Here is a 15,209-nt window from a genome sequence, read left to right on the forward strand (position 1 = left end):
AGCAGCGCGCGGCCGCCGCAGCCGCGGCGGCAAAAGCCGCGCAACCGGCGCCGCCGCCGTGCGAGCCGCAATCGCGACTGGGCCGCCTGCTGCGCCGCGACGATCCCTGCAAGAAGGACTAACGCTTGCTCCCCTCTCCCGCCGGGAGAGGGGCCGGGGGTGAGGGTCCGACCGCCAGCACCGCTCGCGGCGCACGCAGCCCGCCCACACCACACCGCCGCTCAGCACCGCCACCGCAGGCGGAAACTATCAGCGCAACCCGCTCCGCCTACAGCTCCCCTCTCCCACCGGGAGAGGGGCCGGGGGTGAGGGTCCGACCGCTAGCGCAGTCTCCCTGCACAAGCGGCCACGCCGTTACTGCGCCGTCGCTCAGTACCGCCAGCGCAGGGTAAAGCTAACGAACCGCGGCTCGCCGTAGTTCTGGTAATCCAGGTTGGCCCAGTACTTCTTGTTCAATGCATTGGTCACCGCCAGCGTCGCGGTCCACTGCGTACTGAGCTGGTAGTTGGCATTGAAGTGCACCAGCGCGTACGGGTCCTGCACCACGGTGACCGGGCGCGTGGCGGCGCTGCCGTCGCCGAGCGGGCGCTGGATGTTGTAGCCGCGCACCGCGCTCTGCCAGCTCACGCCGCCGCCCAGGCTCAGGCGCTGCCAGGCGCCGGGCAGGCGCACCTGGGTGGACAGCTGCAGATAGTCCTCCGGCAGGTTGGCGTAGATCGCGTCGGTCGGCGCACGGGTGACCTTGACGTGGGTGTAGCCGGCATTGAGCGTCCAGCCCGGGCGCAACTCGCCGTTGTATTCCACTTCCCAGCCGCGGCTCTTGGTGCCGTCGACGCCGATGTAGGCCGAGCTGCCGTCGGGCAGCGAGGCTTCCGGCTGGGTCATGTCGCGCACCGCGTAGTTGTCCTGCTTGGCCTCGAACACCGCCGCACTGAGCAGCGCGCGCCCGTCGGCCAGCTGCGCCTTGATGCCGGCTTCCAGGTTGGAGCCCTGCACCGGCGCCAGCAGGTTGTTGTCCTTGTCCTTGTAGTTCTGCGGATTGAAGATCTCGGTGTAGCTGGCGTAGGTGGAGATGGCCGGGGTGAGGTCGTAGACCAGGCCGACGTAGGGCGTGACCTCGTCGCTGACCCGGTAGCGGCCGCTGGTGCCGGTGTAGCTGCCGTCGGCGGCGAAGGCCTGGGTGCGGGTCTGCCAGGAACTCAGGCGTGCGCCAGCGATCAGCGACAGCGGTTCGGCCAGGCGCAGCCGGGTGGAGGCGTACACGCCGCGCTGGGTGGTGCGCGCCTCGCGCCGCGCGCCGGTGCGCGTGGTGGTGATCTGGCCCACGTCGCCGTGCCAGTCGTAGACGTTGGGGATGTAGTAGCAGCGCTCGCGGCCGCAAGTGGTCCAGTCGCCCGGATAGCGCAGCGCCAGGGTCGGCGTGGTCGACTGCAGGTCCTGCCAGCTGCCGCCGACCACCACGTCGTGGTCGCGGCCGAACAGCGGGAAGCTGCCGGACAGGTACACGTCCAGGCCGTCGCGGGTGTCGGTGGCCTGCCCGGCGGCGGCGCGCAGGTAGATGCCGCTGCCGTCGCGCTTGGGATAGCCGCTGCCGTACACGCGCAGGTTTTCGACCTCGCCTTCGGTACGCGCCAGGTTGACCTTCAGCAGCCAGTTGTCGCCTAAGCGCTGTTCCAGGTTGGCGAAGGTGGTGTGGGTGTTGCGCTGCCAGCGCGCCCACTTCGGCGCCAGGTTGGTGGACGTGGGCAGGTCGGCGTACGCGCCGTCGGCGAAGAAGTACGGCACCGTGCCCCAGGTCGAGCCGACCGGGTCGTTGTCCTGGCGCTGGTAGCCGACGGTGACCGTGGTGGTGTCGGTCAGGTCGCCTTCCAGCACCGCCATGCCCGACATCTTCTGCTCGGTGTAGTGGTCGTAGTAATAGCCGCGGTCCTGCCAGGCGGCGACGAAACGGCTGCGGAAGCGGCCGTCGGCGGTCAGCGGCGCGGTGACGTCGGCCTGGGTGCGGCGGAAGTCCCAGGTGCCGAGCGAGGCCGCGAACGACGCATCGAAGCTCTTGCCGGGGCGCTTGCGCAGCAGGTTGACCGTGGCCGAGGGAATGCCGGCGCCGCTGAGCAGGCCGTTGGCGCCGCGGATCACCTCGACGCGGTCGTAGAAGACCATGTCGTATTCCTGGTTGGTGGAGCCGCTGTAGGTGGGCAGGCCGTCGACCTGGAAGTCGGTGATCTGGAAGCCGCGCGCGAAGTACAGCGGGCGCTGGGTGTCGTAGAAGGAGACGTTGACGCCGGTGACGTTGCGCATGACGTCGTTGACGCTGAACAGCGATTCCTCTTCCAGCCGCTGCTGGCCCAGCACGCTCACCGACTGCGGCGTCTCCTGCAGCGTCAGCGGCAGGCGCGTAGTGGTGGACGGCTGCGCGCGCGACGGGCTGCCGCTGACCTCGACCTTGTCCAGCGTGGTCGGCTGCACGTCGGCCGCGGCCTCGGCCGCGGCGGCGAACAACGGTGCCGAGGCGGCGGAGAGCGCGGACAGCACGGCAAGGGACAGCAGACGGCGTGGAGCGGAGGAAAGCATGAATCGATCTCGCGAAGTTTGGGCACGGGGCGACACGGTCGCGCCGCGGGTGGCAGGAAAAGGACAGGCGCAGCCGCACTCCACGGCGGAAACCGGCGTGGCTGGCCCGGCAGGGCTGGCGGAGGGGCTGTGGCCGTGGATGGCCGTCGCAGAACGCAAATGTAAATCGTTAGCAACAACTTAACAAGGGCGGCCACGCGCCGACACGCTGCGACACATCCGCAGCGTTCCCGCTAGCCGCGCGGCAACGGCAGGCCGGCGAAGTCCTTGACCGTGCGCAGCACGAAGCTGGAATTGACGTCGGCGACGCCGGCGGCGTTGAGCAACTTGTCCAGCAGAAACGCGGAGAAGTGCGCCAGATCGCGGACGTAGACGTGCAGCAGGTAGTCCATGTCGCCGGTCAGCGCATGGCAGGCGACCACCTCGTCCCAGCCCTGCACGCTGTCGGCGAAATGGGCGATGCCGCTCTGGCCGTGCTTCTCCAGCTGCACGCGCACGAAGGCCTGCAAGCCCAGGCCGATCGCCGCCGGCACCAGCCGCGCGGCGTAGCCGGCGACCACGCCCTCGGCCTCCAGCCGCTGCACCCGGCGCAGGCAGGCCGAGGGCGACAGGTTCACCTGCGCGGCCAGTTCGGCATTGCTGGCGCGGCCTTCCCGCTGCAGCAGGGCGAGCAGGCGCAGGTCGGTGCGGTCGAAGGTCGGCGATCCGGTCATTTATTGCTCTGCAACATGGCGTCTACGCAATAATCTTGCGCGCAGCGCGCCGATCCGTGCAACTTCGCAAGCCCATTGCGCGCCCGCGCGCCTACCATCGTGGCTATCCCTTTCCGGAGCGTCGACCATGGACACCGCACCGCGCCGCGTCGAACACCAGCAGACCGACAAGGGCTACGTGCCGGTCTACACCACGGCCGTGGTGACCCAGCCTTGGGACAGCTACAGCGTCGACGACCACGCCACCTGGGGCACGCTGTACACGCGCCAGCGCGAGCTGCTGGTCGGCCGCGCCTGCGCCGAGTTCCTGCAGGCGCAGGACGCGATGGGCATGAGTTCGCAGGCGATCCCGCGCTTCGACGAGCTCAACGCGGTGCTGCAGGCGACCACCGGCTGGACCCTGGTCGGCGTGGAAGGGTTGCTGCCGGAGCTGGACTTCTTCGACCACCTGGCCAACCGCCGCTTCCCGGTGACCTGGTGGATCCGCCGTCCCGAGCAGATCGACTACATCGCCGAGCCGGACCTGTTCCACGACCTGTTCGGCCACGTGCCGCTGCTGATGAACCCGCTGTTCGCCGACTACATGCAGGCCTACGGGCGCGGCGGCGTCAAGGCGCACGCGATCGGTCCGGACGCGCTGCAGAACCTGACCCGGCTGTACTGGTACACGGTGGAGTTCGGCCTGATCGACACCCCCGACGGCCTGCGCATCTACGGCGCCGGCATCGTCTCGTCAAAGGGCGAATCGCTCTACTCGCTGGAGTCGGACGCCCCCAACCGCATCGGCTTCGACCTGCAGCGGATCATGCGCACCCGCTACCGCATCGACACCTATCAGAAGACCTACTTCGTCATCGACAGCTTCGAACAGCTGATGCAGGCGACCTCGCCGGATTTCACCCCGATCTATGCGGCACTGGCCGACCAGGCGCATCTGCCGGCCGGCCAGGTGCAGGCGCAGGACCGCGTGTTCCATGCCGGCAGCGGCGAAGGCTGGGCGGACGGCGGCGACGTGTGAATCGCGCACGACGGCCGCGCGGGGACGTGCCCGCACGCGACCGTCGCCTGGCCGCGCTGCGCGCTCAGTCGTCGCCCATGACGGCGACGCCGGTGACGCTGGCCGGCTTCAGGTTGCAGCCGTTCAAGTAGTTGTAGAGGGCGCTGTCGCCGACCTCTCTGCCACGGACCGGCGGCGTGGTCAGCTTGAACGGCCCCTGCGGACCCGCGGGCAGCGGAGTGCCGACGACGCTACGCGCCGGCACGCAGCCGAGGATGTAGTTGCGCATGGTCGCGACGGTGGGCCGGCCACCGGGGTTCTGGAACTCGAATTCGAGATCCCAGTTGCTGTTGGCCAGCGCCGGGGCGGCGCAGCAGAGCAGGCAGGCGGCGGTGAGGAACGAAAGGCGTTTGCTGGCGTGCATGGCAGTCTCCCGGGTGGATGTCGCAGCGCGCGAAGTGGCTGCGTCCGCAAGGCTCGCCCCGCGCGCCGGTCTCCGCACTCGGCAACCGCCTGAGATCGCGTCGCGCGCATGCCGATCGCGGACTGCACAGCGCAACGCAAAAGCCCCTCTCCCACCGGGAGAGAAGTTGGAACGAGGGTCGGGGCGCCAAGCGCGCACCGAACCACCCAGGTGCCGATGACATGCCGCGGATCCGAGCGGCAACGCCGTCAGCGCGGATACACCAGCAACAGCACCAGTGGCTCGTCGCCCACCTGCTGCAACGCATGGGCGCTGCCGGCACGGGTCAGCAAGGCATGGCCGGCGCGCACGTCGTACTGGGTTCCGTCCAGCACGTAGCTGCCGCGTCCGCTGACGATGTAATAGATCTCGTCCTTGTGCTGCGGATGCAGGCCGATGCCGGCGCCCTTGTGCAACACGCGCTTGCGCAGCACGAATGGCAGGTCCTGCACCTCGGCGAAGAACGGATACGCCGTGGTCGGCCCTGCGCCGCCATGCGGGCCGGGCTGTTCGCGGGCCAGCGCGTCTTCGTGCAGCACCTGCGATTGCGCCGAGGCATGAGCGGTACGCAGCACGTCGCAATCCAGATCGCGCACCAGCGCCGGGCGCAACGCGGGCAGCACCTGGACCGCATCGCGCAGCACCAGGCAGGCCAGGGCGTTGGCGCCGGCGATGCTGAAGCGGCTGTCGGTGGCAGTGTCCTGTTCGGGAACGAATAGGTAAGGACGCGCGCCCTGCTCGCCCAGCGCACGCAGCCAGGCACGGCTGCTGGCATCGAGGTCGATCAGCGCGACCCGCTGCGTGCTCGCCAGCCGTCGCAATGCCTGGACGGACGGCAGCTGCGTGTCCAGCGGCGCACCGTCCTTGAATCGCGGGCGCGCCACCGGCGTGATCAGCACCGGGGTGGCGCCACGTTCGCGCGCCAGCGCCACGGCCCGGGCTAGCGTCTGCTGCGGATCGTCATCGCGGCCAGGGGCTGTGTGCCTGGCGTCGTCGTCGCCGAACTGGATCAGCAACACGTCGCCACGGCGCAGCTCCCTGGCGATCGCCTGCAACCGACCATCGGCGATCGCGCTGCGCGCGCCGGCTCCGTGCTTGGCGTCGTTGCGTACCTGCCACGCGTTCGGGTCCAGGTAGCTCTGCAAGGCCTGGCCCCAGCCAGCTTGCGGCGCGCGGTCGTGGCCGTACTCGGCGGCCACGGCATCGCCGACGACGAACACGCGCTGCGGTTCGGCGCAGGCGGCGTCGGCGAAGAGCAGCAGCAGGACAAACAGGAGCAGGCGCATTGGGAAACTCCGCTGCGCGGGGTCTGCGTGGTGCCCGCGCCGGTCGGCGGTAACAGGCCGGGCAGACCGGGAAGCGTGGTGCGCGTTGGTCGATCCTTCGGCCCTCGCCCCAACCCCTCTCCCGCGGGAGAGGGGCGCGAGCGGCGCACCGTGCGATCAGGCCGCGGCGGCGTCGGCCTTGCCCAGCACGCCGGCGACGAAGGCGCGCAGGTCGGCGTCCTTGGCGTTGTCGAAGAAGCACTGCTGGAAGCGCGGGCCGCCCACGGCCTGCTTGACCAGTTCCGGATCCAGCGCGCGCAGGCCGTCCAGGTAGGACTTGGCCAGGGCCTGCTTGACCTGGGTCAGGATGCCGGCGTTGGCCTGCTGCGATTCGCGGCGCTCGGCCGGGTAGCCCATGCCGCGCTCGCCGCTGAAGGCCTTCTCGAAGATGTAGCGCACGTTGATCTCCGCGCCCCAGCCGTAGCCCTTGGCGAAGGCCAGCGCCAGCGCGTTGCCGTTGTTGACCTGGGCGAACAGGTAGGCGTCGGTCGGCTCGATGCAGTAGCCGCAGAACACGCCCGGGTGCGCGTTGAGCGACATCATCGCGCCCTGCCCGGTGCCGCAGCCGGCGACCACGAAGTCCACCGCACCGGCGTTGAGCAGCAGGCCGGCGCAGATGCCCAGGTGGATGTAGGTCAGGCGGTGGTCGGCGTCGCCGTCCATGCCGACGTTGAACACGCTGTGGCCCTGGGCGGCGGCGACGTCGTTGAGCTGCTGCAGGATCACCGGGTTCTTGGCGGCCTGGCTGAACTCGTTCATTAGGGCGATTTTCATGGGGGGTCCTTTGCGTGGGGGATTGGTTGGTGGGCAGAGTGGTTTGGTTGGGATGGGTCGGCGGCAGGCGTACCCTCATCCGCCCTTCGGGCACCTTCCCCCGGTGGAGGAAGGGAGTAGGTCACGCGATCTGGTTAGCGGGCGAGCCAGCCGCCGTCGACCGGGATCACGGTGCCGTTGACGTAGTCCGAGGCGCTGCTGGCCAGGAACACCGCGGTGCCGCCCAGGTCTTCCGGTACGCCCCAGCGGCCGGCCGGGATGCGGTCCAGGATCGCCTGGTTGCGTGCGGCGTCGGCGCGCAGCTGCGCGGTGTTGTCGGTGGCCATGTAGCCGGGGGCGATGGCGTTGATGTTGACGCCCTTGGCGCCCCACTCGTTGGCCAACAGGCGGGTGATGCCGGCGATGCCGGACTTGCTGGCGGTATACGAGGGCACGCGGATGCCGCCCTGGAACGACAGCATCGAGGCGATGTTGATGATCTTGCCGCTGCCCTGGGCGATGAAGTGGCGGCCGGCGGCCTGGCACATGAAGAACGCGGACTTGATGTTGACGTTCATGACGTCGTCCCAGTCCTGCTCGCTGAAGTCCACCGCATCGGCGCGGCGGATCAGCCCGGCGTTGTTGACCAGGATGTCGAGACGGCCGAGCCCGGCCAGGGTCTCGTCGAGGATGCGCTGCACCGGCTCGATGCTGATCAGGTTGGCCTCGATGGCGACGAAGCGGCGGCCCAGCGCGGTGACCTTGGCCTCGGTCTCGGTGGGCGCGGCGATGCCGGCGGCGGCGATGTCGGCGCCGGCCTGCGCCAGCGCCACGGCGATGCCTTGGCCGAGGCCGGTGTTGGCGCCGGTGACCAGGGCGACCTTGCCTTCGAGGCTGAACGGGTGGGTCATTGCGTGGACTCCTTGAGGGAATGCGGACGACGGGAATGGGAGCGGCGCGCGCGACGGCGGCCTACTTGAGCTGGCAGATGTCCAGCACGTGCATGTCGGTGTAGTCGAGGTTCTCGCCGCCCATCGCCCAGATGAAGGCGTAGTTGGCGGTGCCGGCGCCCATGTGGATCGACCACGGCGGCGACACCACGGCCTCGTTGTTCTGCACCACGATGTGGCGCTGCGCGTCCGGCTCGCCCATGAAGTGGTAGACGCGGTCGTTGGCGCCGAGATCGAAGTAGAAATAGACCTCGCTGCGGCGGTCGTGCAGGTGCGGCGGCATGGTGTTCCAGACGCTGCCCGGCTTGAGCACGGTCAGGCCCAGCAGCAGCTGCGAGGACTGGCAGGTGGCCGGCACGATGTACTGGTAGATGGTGCGTTCGTTGCTGGTCTCCAGCGCGCCGCGGTCCAGCGCCACCGCCTCGGCGATCGACAGCCGCTTGGTAGTGAAGCACGCATGCGCCGGGGTCGAGGCCAGGTAGAACTGCGCGGGCGTGGCCGCGTCGTCGGAGGCGAACACCACCTCGGCGCTGCCCATCGCCACGTACAGGCCGTCCTTCGGGCCCAGCGGATACGCGGTGCCGTCGACGGTGACGGTGCCGCTGCCGGCGCCGACATTGATCACGCCCAGCTCGCGCCGCTCCAGGAACGGGTGGCCGGCGGCCGAGGCCGGCTCGGTCTGCGCCGGCAGCGTCAGCGTCCGCGTGCGCGGGGCGGCGCCGCCGAGCACGAAGCGCTCGTAGTGGGTGTACTTCAGGGTCACCGCGTCGTCGACGAACAGGCCATCGAGCAGGTACAGGTCGCGCAGCTGGTCGTTGCTGGCGCCCTTGATCGCGTCGGGATGGGTCGCGTAGTGGGTCTTGCAGTACAGGGACATGGGGCGCTCCAAGGCAGGCGACGGCATGTGTCAGCCCGCCACGGAGGACAGTCTAGCGGGTCTGGTAAACCGGTGTCATTCCGCAGTGCACGAAGGGCTGGGATTGGGGAGTCGGGATTCGGGATTGGCAAGCGGCGCCGCCGAGGCGGCGCGGGTCTCACCGCGGGAGCTGTTGGCCGACGTCGATGCGGTTGCCGTCGGGGTCGGCGAAGACGAAGCAGCGCAGGCCGAAGTCGGCATCGCGGATCGCCTTGATGATGCGCACGCCCTGCGCCTGCAGGCCGTCGTACAGGGCCGCGGCGTCGTCGACGATCAGGTGGGCGACGTTGCTGGTGCTGCCGCGGTGGTCGGGACGCAGGGTCAGGTGCAGTTCGGCGTCGTCCTTCTTCAGGATCACGAAACCGACCGGATTGCCGTTCTGGAACACGCTGCGGAAGCCCAGGCGCTCGGTGTAGAAGGCGACGGCGCGGGCGATCTCGGCGACGGGCACGGTCGGCGCCAGGCGGCCGAAACGGACCGCGACGGGGGCGGGGATGGGGGACGACATGGCGAAGGCTCCTCGCAGGAAGGCCGCGCGGTCCGCCCGGGCGGTGCCGGAACGGAGCGGGCCTTCGATGGGCGGAGCGGTGTCCGCACGGTCGGCGGCAGTGTAGACCGTTTGCGGCGAGTCGGGAGGCGGTGGGGGGACACGTGCACTGGCCGACATGTGGGTGCGACGCATGGATGGCGTTGAAACGCGCACGCCCCGAGGTCAGCGGGCGCTTCACTGCTGCCTGGGAACGGCTCCCGGCCTCCTGGGAATCGTTCGCCGCTGCAGTTCGGTTCGTGCGCGTCGCGGCTGAAGCCGCTCCCACCGGAATGCGCTGGGCCTCCCTGTGGGAGGGACTTCAGTCCAGACGACGGAGGGTGTCAGTCGGCTTTCGGCTTCGCTTGTCGTGTCTGCACGACCGTCAACTCCCCACAAAGCGCCTGACACCCGCATTGCAGGTCGCTGACGCCGCTCCCGCAGCGGCGGATGCGCGTGCGGCGGAGCCAGGCGAACTGCCGGGGCGGGAATCATGCATCTCGCCGTGTCGTCGCGAGCGCCTGGCAGGCCGCAAGCCTTCGTCTGCCACCGCGTGCTGCGGCGCGCTGCCGCGCTCAGTCTTCCGGCGGCTGGCAGGAGTCGCGCACGATCAGGTGCGGGCGCACGCTGGCCACCGCCAGCGATGGCGTGCCCTCGGGCTGGATCAGCATGGCCGCGGCGGTGCGGCCGGTGTCGCGGGTATGCCGGCGCACCGAGGTCAGCGAGGGCCACAGCCGCGAGGCCAGCGGGCTGTCGTCGTAGCCGATGATCGACAGCTGGCGCGGGATGTTGATGTTGGCGCGCAGCGCGACCTTGTACACGCCGGCGGCCATTTCGTCGTTGCCGGTGAAGATCGCGCTGGGGCGCTGCTTGCCCAGCAGCAGCTTCTCCGCCGCGGCCACGCCCGATTCGAAGGTGTAGCCGGCCTCGACGATGCGCGCCGGCGGCAGTTCGATGCCGCGCCGGGTCAGCGCGTCGATGAAGCCGGCGGTGCGCTCGTGCGCGGAGCGGTAGGCGCTGGGGCCGGTGATCAGGGCGATGTCGCGGTGGCCCAGCGACAGCAGGTAGTCGGCGGCCTCGGCGGCGCCGTCGCGGTCGTGGGTGACCACCATCTGCGAGGTGTCGTCCAGCGGCAGCGAGGCGATGCGGGTGTAGCGCACGCCGATGCCGGCGAGCATGTCCGCCAGCGCCTGGTCCTCGGAGGCGCGCGGCACCAGGATCACCCCGTGCAGCTTCTGCTGCTGCACGAAGCGGCGCACGCCCTCGATGTAGCCGGGACTGCGGCTGTCGCAGGGATGCACCACCAGTTCGAAGCTGGAGCCGCGCAGTGCGTCCAGCGCGCCGTACTGCATGTCCACGATGTACTGCGCGGTGGGGTTGTCGTAGACCATGCCGATCAGGAACGAGCGACGGAACGCCAGCCCGCGCGCCAGCGGGTCCGGCGCGTAGCCGACCTCGCGCATCAGCGCCTCGACCTTCTCGCGGGTGTCTTTGCGCACCAGCGGCGAGTTGTTGATGATCCGCGACACGGTCTTCTTCGACACCCCGGACAGGCGCGCGATGTCGTTGATCGTCGCGGCCTTGCCGTGGGCGGAAGCGGGAGCATCGACGGAACGGGGCTTGTTCGGCGCCATGGACGGAAAACCGGGCGAAAGAAAGGGGATTCTACTGGGTGTCATGTTCGCTCCAGCGCACGGTCACAGAAGCGGTGTAGGCGCACCGCCCCGGTGACCGGCCGCGGCGCTGCCAAGACAGGCAGCAGCGATCGGCGCGAACGGCCCGCGGTCACCCGCCTGGCGCGAGCCGGCGCCGCCGGGCCGGCTCAGGCGCGCAGCGCGCGCGGCAGCCACAGCGACAGCTCCGGGAAGAACGCCACGATCAGCAGCACGCACAGCGCCGCCAGCCAGAACGGCCAGATGGTGCGCATGCTCTGGGCCACGGTGATCTGCCCGATCGAGGTGCCGATGAACAGCACCGAGCCCACCGGCGGGGTGATCAGGCCGATGCCGCCGGCCAGCACCATCACCAGGCCGAAATGGATCGGGTCGATGCCGTAGGCCTTGGCTACCGGCAGGAAGATCGGCGTGCAGATCAGGATCTTCGGCGCCAGGTCCATGAACATGCCCAACAGCAGCAGCATCACCACGATCATCAGCAGCACGGTGTGCTGGCTGTGGGCGATGGACTGCAGGAAATGCACCGCCGCCGCCGGCACCTGCAGGTAGGCCAGCAGCCAGCCGAACACCGCCGCGGTGGCGATCACGAACAGGATCACCCCGGTGGTGCGCGCGGCATGCGTCACCGCGCCGAAGAACTCCGCCCAGCGCAGCTGCCGGTACAGCAACGCGGTGACCAGCAGCGCGTACACCACCGCAATCGCCGCGCTCTCCACCGCGGTGAAGATGCCGGCGCGGATGCCGACGAAGATCAGCGCGACCAGGCCCAGGCCCGGCAGCGCGCCGACCAGGCGCAGCGCCACCGCGCGCCAGCCCGGGAACGCCTCGGTGCCGTAGCCGCGCGAGCGCGCCACCGCGTAGCCGGTGAGCATCATCGCCGCGGTCATCAGCAGCGCCGGGACGATGCCGGCGGCGAACAGGTCGGCGATCGACAGGCCGCCACCGGCCGCGGCCGAGAACAGGATCAGGTTGTGCGAGGGCGGCACCAGCAGCGCCACCAGCGCCGCGGTCATGCTCACGTTGACCGCGTAGTCACGGTCGTAGCCGCGGTTGATCATCTGCGGAATCATGGTGCCGCCGACCGCCGAGACGTCGGCGATGGCCGAGCCGGACACGCCGCCGAAGAACAGCGAGGACAGCACGCTGACCTGGCCCAAGCCGCCACGCATGCGCCCGACCAGCGAGGACGCCAGCGCGATCAGGCGGTCGGAGATGCCACCGCGCAGCATCAGTTCGCCGGCGAAGATGAACAACGGGATCGCGATCAGCGACGCCGAGCCGCTGCCGGCGGAGATCTGCTGCACCAGCACCACCGCCGGCAGGTCCAGATACAGCAGCGTGGCCAGTGCGGCCGTGCCCAGCGCATACGCCACCGGCACGCCGATCAGCAGCAGCACCACGAACAATCCCAACAGGATGGCGATGGCCATGCTCAGTTCCTCCCCATGGTGGTGCCCGGGCGCAGCACCCGCCAGGCCTGGTACAGCGCGAACACGCTCATCAGCGCGCCGCCGATCGACAGCGGCAGGTAGTTGATGCTCTGCGGCATCTGCGCGCCGGCCATCTTGATGTCCAGCCCGTCCAGCAGCAGCACCGCGCCCCACCACGCGATCACCGCACCGATGGCGGCCACCAGCAGCGGGCGCACCAGGTCGATGACGCGGCGCAGGCTGGCGTGCAGCGTCTCGGCCAGCAGGAAGAAGCCGAAGTGGCGGCGGGTGTGCACGCCGGCGGCGGCCCCCAGGCTCATCGCCGTGCTCAGCAGCAGCAGCGTCACCGGCTCGGTCCAACTCGGCGAGTCGTTGAGCACGTAGCGGGTGAACACCTGCCAGCCCTGCACCACCACCAGCCCGAGCAGGGCGGCGGCGGCGGTGCCGATGGCGAGGTTGGCGATCCGGTCCAGCAGCCGCTGCAGCGGCGGCACCGGGAGGTCGGGGGCGTGGTCGGTCATCGGCATGGGCTCAGGCGAAATCGCGAATGCGGCGGTAGAGGGCTTCGATCTCCGGCTGCTGCCGGTACTCGGCCAGCAGCGGCGCGGCGGCCTTGCGGAAGGCCGGCATGTCCACCTCGTTGATGGCCACGCCGTAGTCGATCACCTGCTGTCGCGCCTGCGCCTCGGAGGCATCCCACAGCCGGCGCATCACCGTCACCGACTGCCGCGCCGTCTCCAGCACCAGCGCGCGCTGGTCCGGCGTCAGCGTCTCGAAACTGCGCCGGGACATCACCAGCACGTCCGGCGCGTACGAGTGATCGCTCTGCGACCAGTAGTGCGCGGCCTCGAAGTGGCGGCTGGACTGGAAGCTGCGCATGTTGTTCTCGGCGCCGTCGATCATGTGCGTTTCCATCGCCGAGAAGGTCTCGCCCAGCGACATCGGCGTGGGGTTGGCGCCGAGCATGCGCATCAGCTTGAGGAAGATGTCCGAGTTCGCCACGCGCAGCTTGAGCCCGTGCAGGTCCTTGGGCTGCCGCAGCGGATGCTTGGTGTTGTAGAAGCAGCGCGCGCCGGAGTCGTAGATCGCCAGCCCGACCAGGTCGCGCTGTTCGAAGCTGCGCAGGATGCTGTCGCCGACGTGGCCGTCGATCGCGCGGCGCAGGTGCGCCACCGAGTCGAACACGTACGGCAGGCACAGCGCCTGGGTCAGCGGGAAGGCGTTGTTCAGCGCGCCGGAATACACGCGGGTGATGTCGATGGCGCCGAAGCGCGCCATGTCGATCGCCTCCGCCTCGCGACCGAGCTGGCCGGAGTGATACTCGCGCAGGCGCAGGCGGCCGCCGGTCTTCTGCTCCAGGATCTGCCCGAACCAGCGCACCGCCTCCACGGTGGGGTAGTCGGCCACGTGCACGTCGGTGGCGGTGAGCAGGCGCGTACCGCTACCGCCGGCCTGCGCCAGCGCACCCAGCGGCACGCCGGCCGCGGCCGCCGCGGTCAGGCCCGCGCCCAGGAATCGTCTACGAGTGATCATGCTGCGCCCTCCCGCGCGTCATTGCCGTCGCCAGCCTAGGCCGCGACCGCCTTGCAGTGAAGTTCGCCGTAGCCGTCGAAGCGGATCGTCGCCTGCTGGCCGATGGCGATGTCGTGGATACCGGTGGCGTTGCCGGTGGCGATCAGCTCGCCGCGGCGCAGCGGCCGGCCACGCCTGGCCGAGCGCGCCAGCGCGAACGCGAACGCCGCACGCAGCCCGCCCGGCAACAGCGTGGCGCCGCCGGTGCCCACGCACTGGCCCTCGATCCAGGTCTCGGCGCGCAGCGCGGTCTCGTCCAGCGCGGTCCAGTCCGGCACCTGCGGCCCCAGCAGCAGGCCGTTGTTGTTGCCGAAATCGGAGATCACCACGCGCGGCCCCAACTGGTTGATCGTGGCCAGCGGGCTGCTCGCCACCTCGACGCCGACGAACAGCGTCGCCGGCACCTGCGCGGCCTGCTGTGGAGTCCAGTGCAACTGGTCGGCCGGCACGTCAGCGTCCAGGCGCAGTACGTACTCGGCCTCGACCGCGCCGAAGCCGCCGTCGAACACCGGGATGTCCGTTGTTCCACCGGTAGCATTCCACAGCGCAGCCGCGAAAATCGGGCCCAGCAGGCGCTCGTCCCCGGAGTGGTCGCGACGCTCGGGGGCGATGTAGCCGACCTTCCAGCCGACCACGCGGTCCGGCCATTGCGCGATCGCCAGGTCCTGCACGCGGTAGGCGGTCTCCAGATCGTCGGGGATGACACCGGGGAAATCGGGCAACGCACGGCCCTGGCGACGGGCCTGGACGAAGCGGGCCGCGATGTCGGCCAACGCGGGCGGTGGCGTCTGCGACGGGCCGGAAGGAAGGCTCAAGGGCATCTCCGCAAGGAATGTGGGGGATCGGAATTGCTGCGCCGCGCATCGACAGCGCGTTGCGCCGTTGTATATGGTAAACCGGTGTCATTGGCAATGTGCGGTGCGGCAAAAGGCCGGGAATCGGGAATCGGGAATCGGGAATCGGGAATCGGCAAAGGCAAAGGCAAAGGCAACAGCAACAGCAACAGCAACAGCGATACAGCGCCATGCGGTGGCGCAGGCGGCGCGCACACTGGGGCCATCGTGCCCTCGGCCACGCGCCGCAGGTTTCTTCCATCCACGACGAGATCTCGATGATGCCAGCCCGACTCCTGGCCACCCGCCTACGTCCCGCCGAACCACTGTCCCCACCCTGCGGCAGGCGCCGGCCCCGCTCCGGCATCGCCCTGCTGGCGGCGCTGTGCCTGTTGCTGGGCGCGCTCGGCCCGACGGTAGCGGCCGAGCGGCCGGCCAGCGAGAGCGCCGCCGAAGTGGCGGCGCGGCTGCCGCTGTGGCCTGG

General features: G+C 69.8%; 14 protein-coding genes and 1 pseudogene. 2 read left to right on the forward strand and 13 right to left on the reverse strand.

The features are described 5' to 3' along the window. Window positions 1–369: 369 nt before the first annotated feature. Together D183_RS0103670 and D183_RS0103675 are read right to left on the reverse strand one after the other, a co-directional pair. Complete coding sequence (locus D183_RS0103670) at window positions 370–2,571, reverse strand: TonB-dependent siderophore receptor (RefSeq protein WP_039726072.1); 2,202 nt, start codon at window positions 2,569–2,571, stop codon at window positions 370–372. 233 nt (window positions 2,572–2,804) lie between these two features. Next, window positions 2,805–3,284, reverse strand: coding sequence for an Lrp/AsnC family transcriptional regulator (locus D183_RS0103675; protein ID WP_010343045.1), 480 nt, complete (start codon window positions 3,282–3,284; stop codon window positions 2,805–2,807). 127 nt (window positions 3,285–3,411) lie between these two features. Here D183_RS0103675 and phhA point away from each other — a divergent pair, with 127 nt between their 5' ends. Next, on the forward strand, window positions 3,412–4,302 hold the full coding sequence (phhA, locus tag D183_RS0103680; RefSeq protein ID WP_017907805.1) for a phenylalanine 4-monooxygenase: 891 nt from the start codon (window positions 3,412–3,414) through the stop codon (window positions 4,300–4,302). 64 nt (window positions 4,303–4,366) lie between these two features. On the opposite strand, the gene D183_RS0103685 is transcribed toward phhA, so the two are convergent. From D183_RS0103685 to D183_RS0103735, 11 genes are all read right to left on the reverse strand, one after another. Next, complete coding sequence (locus D183_RS0103685; RefSeq protein WP_017907806.1) at window positions 4,367–4,705, reverse strand: hypothetical protein; 339 nt, start codon at window positions 4,703–4,705, stop codon at window positions 4,367–4,369. Window positions 4,706–4,953: 248 nt separating this feature from the next. Beyond that, the gene (locus D183_RS0103690; RefSeq protein ID WP_017907807.1) at window positions 4,954–6,030 is read right to left on the reverse strand and encodes a cupin domain-containing protein; all 1,077 of its coding nucleotides are present in this window, start codon (window positions 6,028–6,030) and stop codon (window positions 4,954–4,956) included. A 156-nt stretch (window positions 6,031–6,186) separates the two neighbouring features. Continuing rightward, window positions 6,187–6,843, reverse strand: a complete 657-nt coding sequence (locus D183_RS0103695) for an RpiB/LacA/LacB family sugar-phosphate isomerase (protein WP_026144165.1) — start codon at window positions 6,841–6,843, stop codon at window positions 6,187–6,189. A gap of 134 nt (window positions 6,844–6,977) precedes the next feature. Continuing rightward, entirely contained in the window at window positions 6,978–7,733 is a 756-nt protein-coding gene (gene kduD, locus D183_RS0103700; protein WP_010343054.1) for a 2-dehydro-3-deoxy-D-gluconate 5-dehydrogenase KduD, read from the reverse strand. Window positions 7,734–7,794: 61 nt separating this feature from the next. Next, the gene (gene kduI, locus D183_RS0103705; RefSeq protein ID WP_017907809.1) at window positions 7,795–8,649 is read right to left on the reverse strand and encodes a 5-dehydro-4-deoxy-D-glucuronate isomerase; all 855 of its coding nucleotides are present in this window, start codon (window positions 8,647–8,649) and stop codon (window positions 7,795–7,797) included. A gap of 157 nt (window positions 8,650–8,806) precedes the next feature. Beyond that, window positions 8,807–9,196, reverse strand: a complete 390-nt coding sequence (locus D183_RS0103710; RefSeq protein ID WP_017907810.1) for a VOC family protein — start codon at window positions 9,194–9,196, stop codon at window positions 8,807–8,809. Between the two features lie 593 nt (window positions 9,197–9,789). Then, window positions 9,790–10,848 (reverse strand): LacI family DNA-binding transcriptional regulator, encoded by a 1,059-nt coding sequence (locus D183_RS0103715; RefSeq protein WP_017907811.1) that lies wholly within the window; start codon window positions 10,846–10,848, stop codon window positions 9,790–9,792. 188 nt (window positions 10,849–11,036) lie between these two features. Further along, a complete protein-coding gene (locus D183_RS0103720; protein ID WP_017907812.1) occupies window positions 11,037–12,320 on the reverse strand; it encodes a TRAP transporter large permease in 1,284 nt (427 codons plus the stop codon). A 2-nt stretch (window positions 12,321–12,322) separates the two neighbouring features. Beyond that, on the reverse strand, window positions 12,323–12,841 hold the full coding sequence (locus tag D183_RS0103725) for a TRAP transporter small permease (RefSeq protein WP_026144166.1): 519 nt from the start codon (window positions 12,839–12,841) through the stop codon (window positions 12,323–12,325). A gap of 10 nt (window positions 12,842–12,851) precedes the next feature. Continuing rightward, entirely contained in the window at window positions 12,852–13,853 is a 1,002-nt protein-coding gene (locus D183_RS0103730; protein ID WP_017914540.1) for a TRAP transporter substrate-binding protein, read from the reverse strand. A 35-nt stretch (window positions 13,854–13,888) separates the two neighbouring features. Then, the gene (locus D183_RS0103735) at window positions 13,889–14,707 is read right to left on the reverse strand and encodes a 2-keto-4-pentenoate hydratase (RefSeq protein WP_232757200.1); all 819 of its coding nucleotides are present in this window, start codon (window positions 14,705–14,707) and stop codon (window positions 13,889–13,891) included. 299 nt (window positions 14,708–15,006) lie between these two features. Here D183_RS0103735 and D183_RS27715 point away from each other — a divergent pair. After that, window positions 15,007–15,209 (forward strand): annotated as a pseudogene (locus D183_RS27715) (hypothetical protein); the annotation flags it as partial.

The sequence above is a fragment of the Xanthomonas sp. SHU 199 genome (genome assembly GCF_000364665.1).
GTDB classification, from domain to species: domain Bacteria; phylum Pseudomonadota; class Gammaproteobacteria; order Xanthomonadales; family Xanthomonadaceae; genus Xanthomonas_A; species Xanthomonas_A sontii.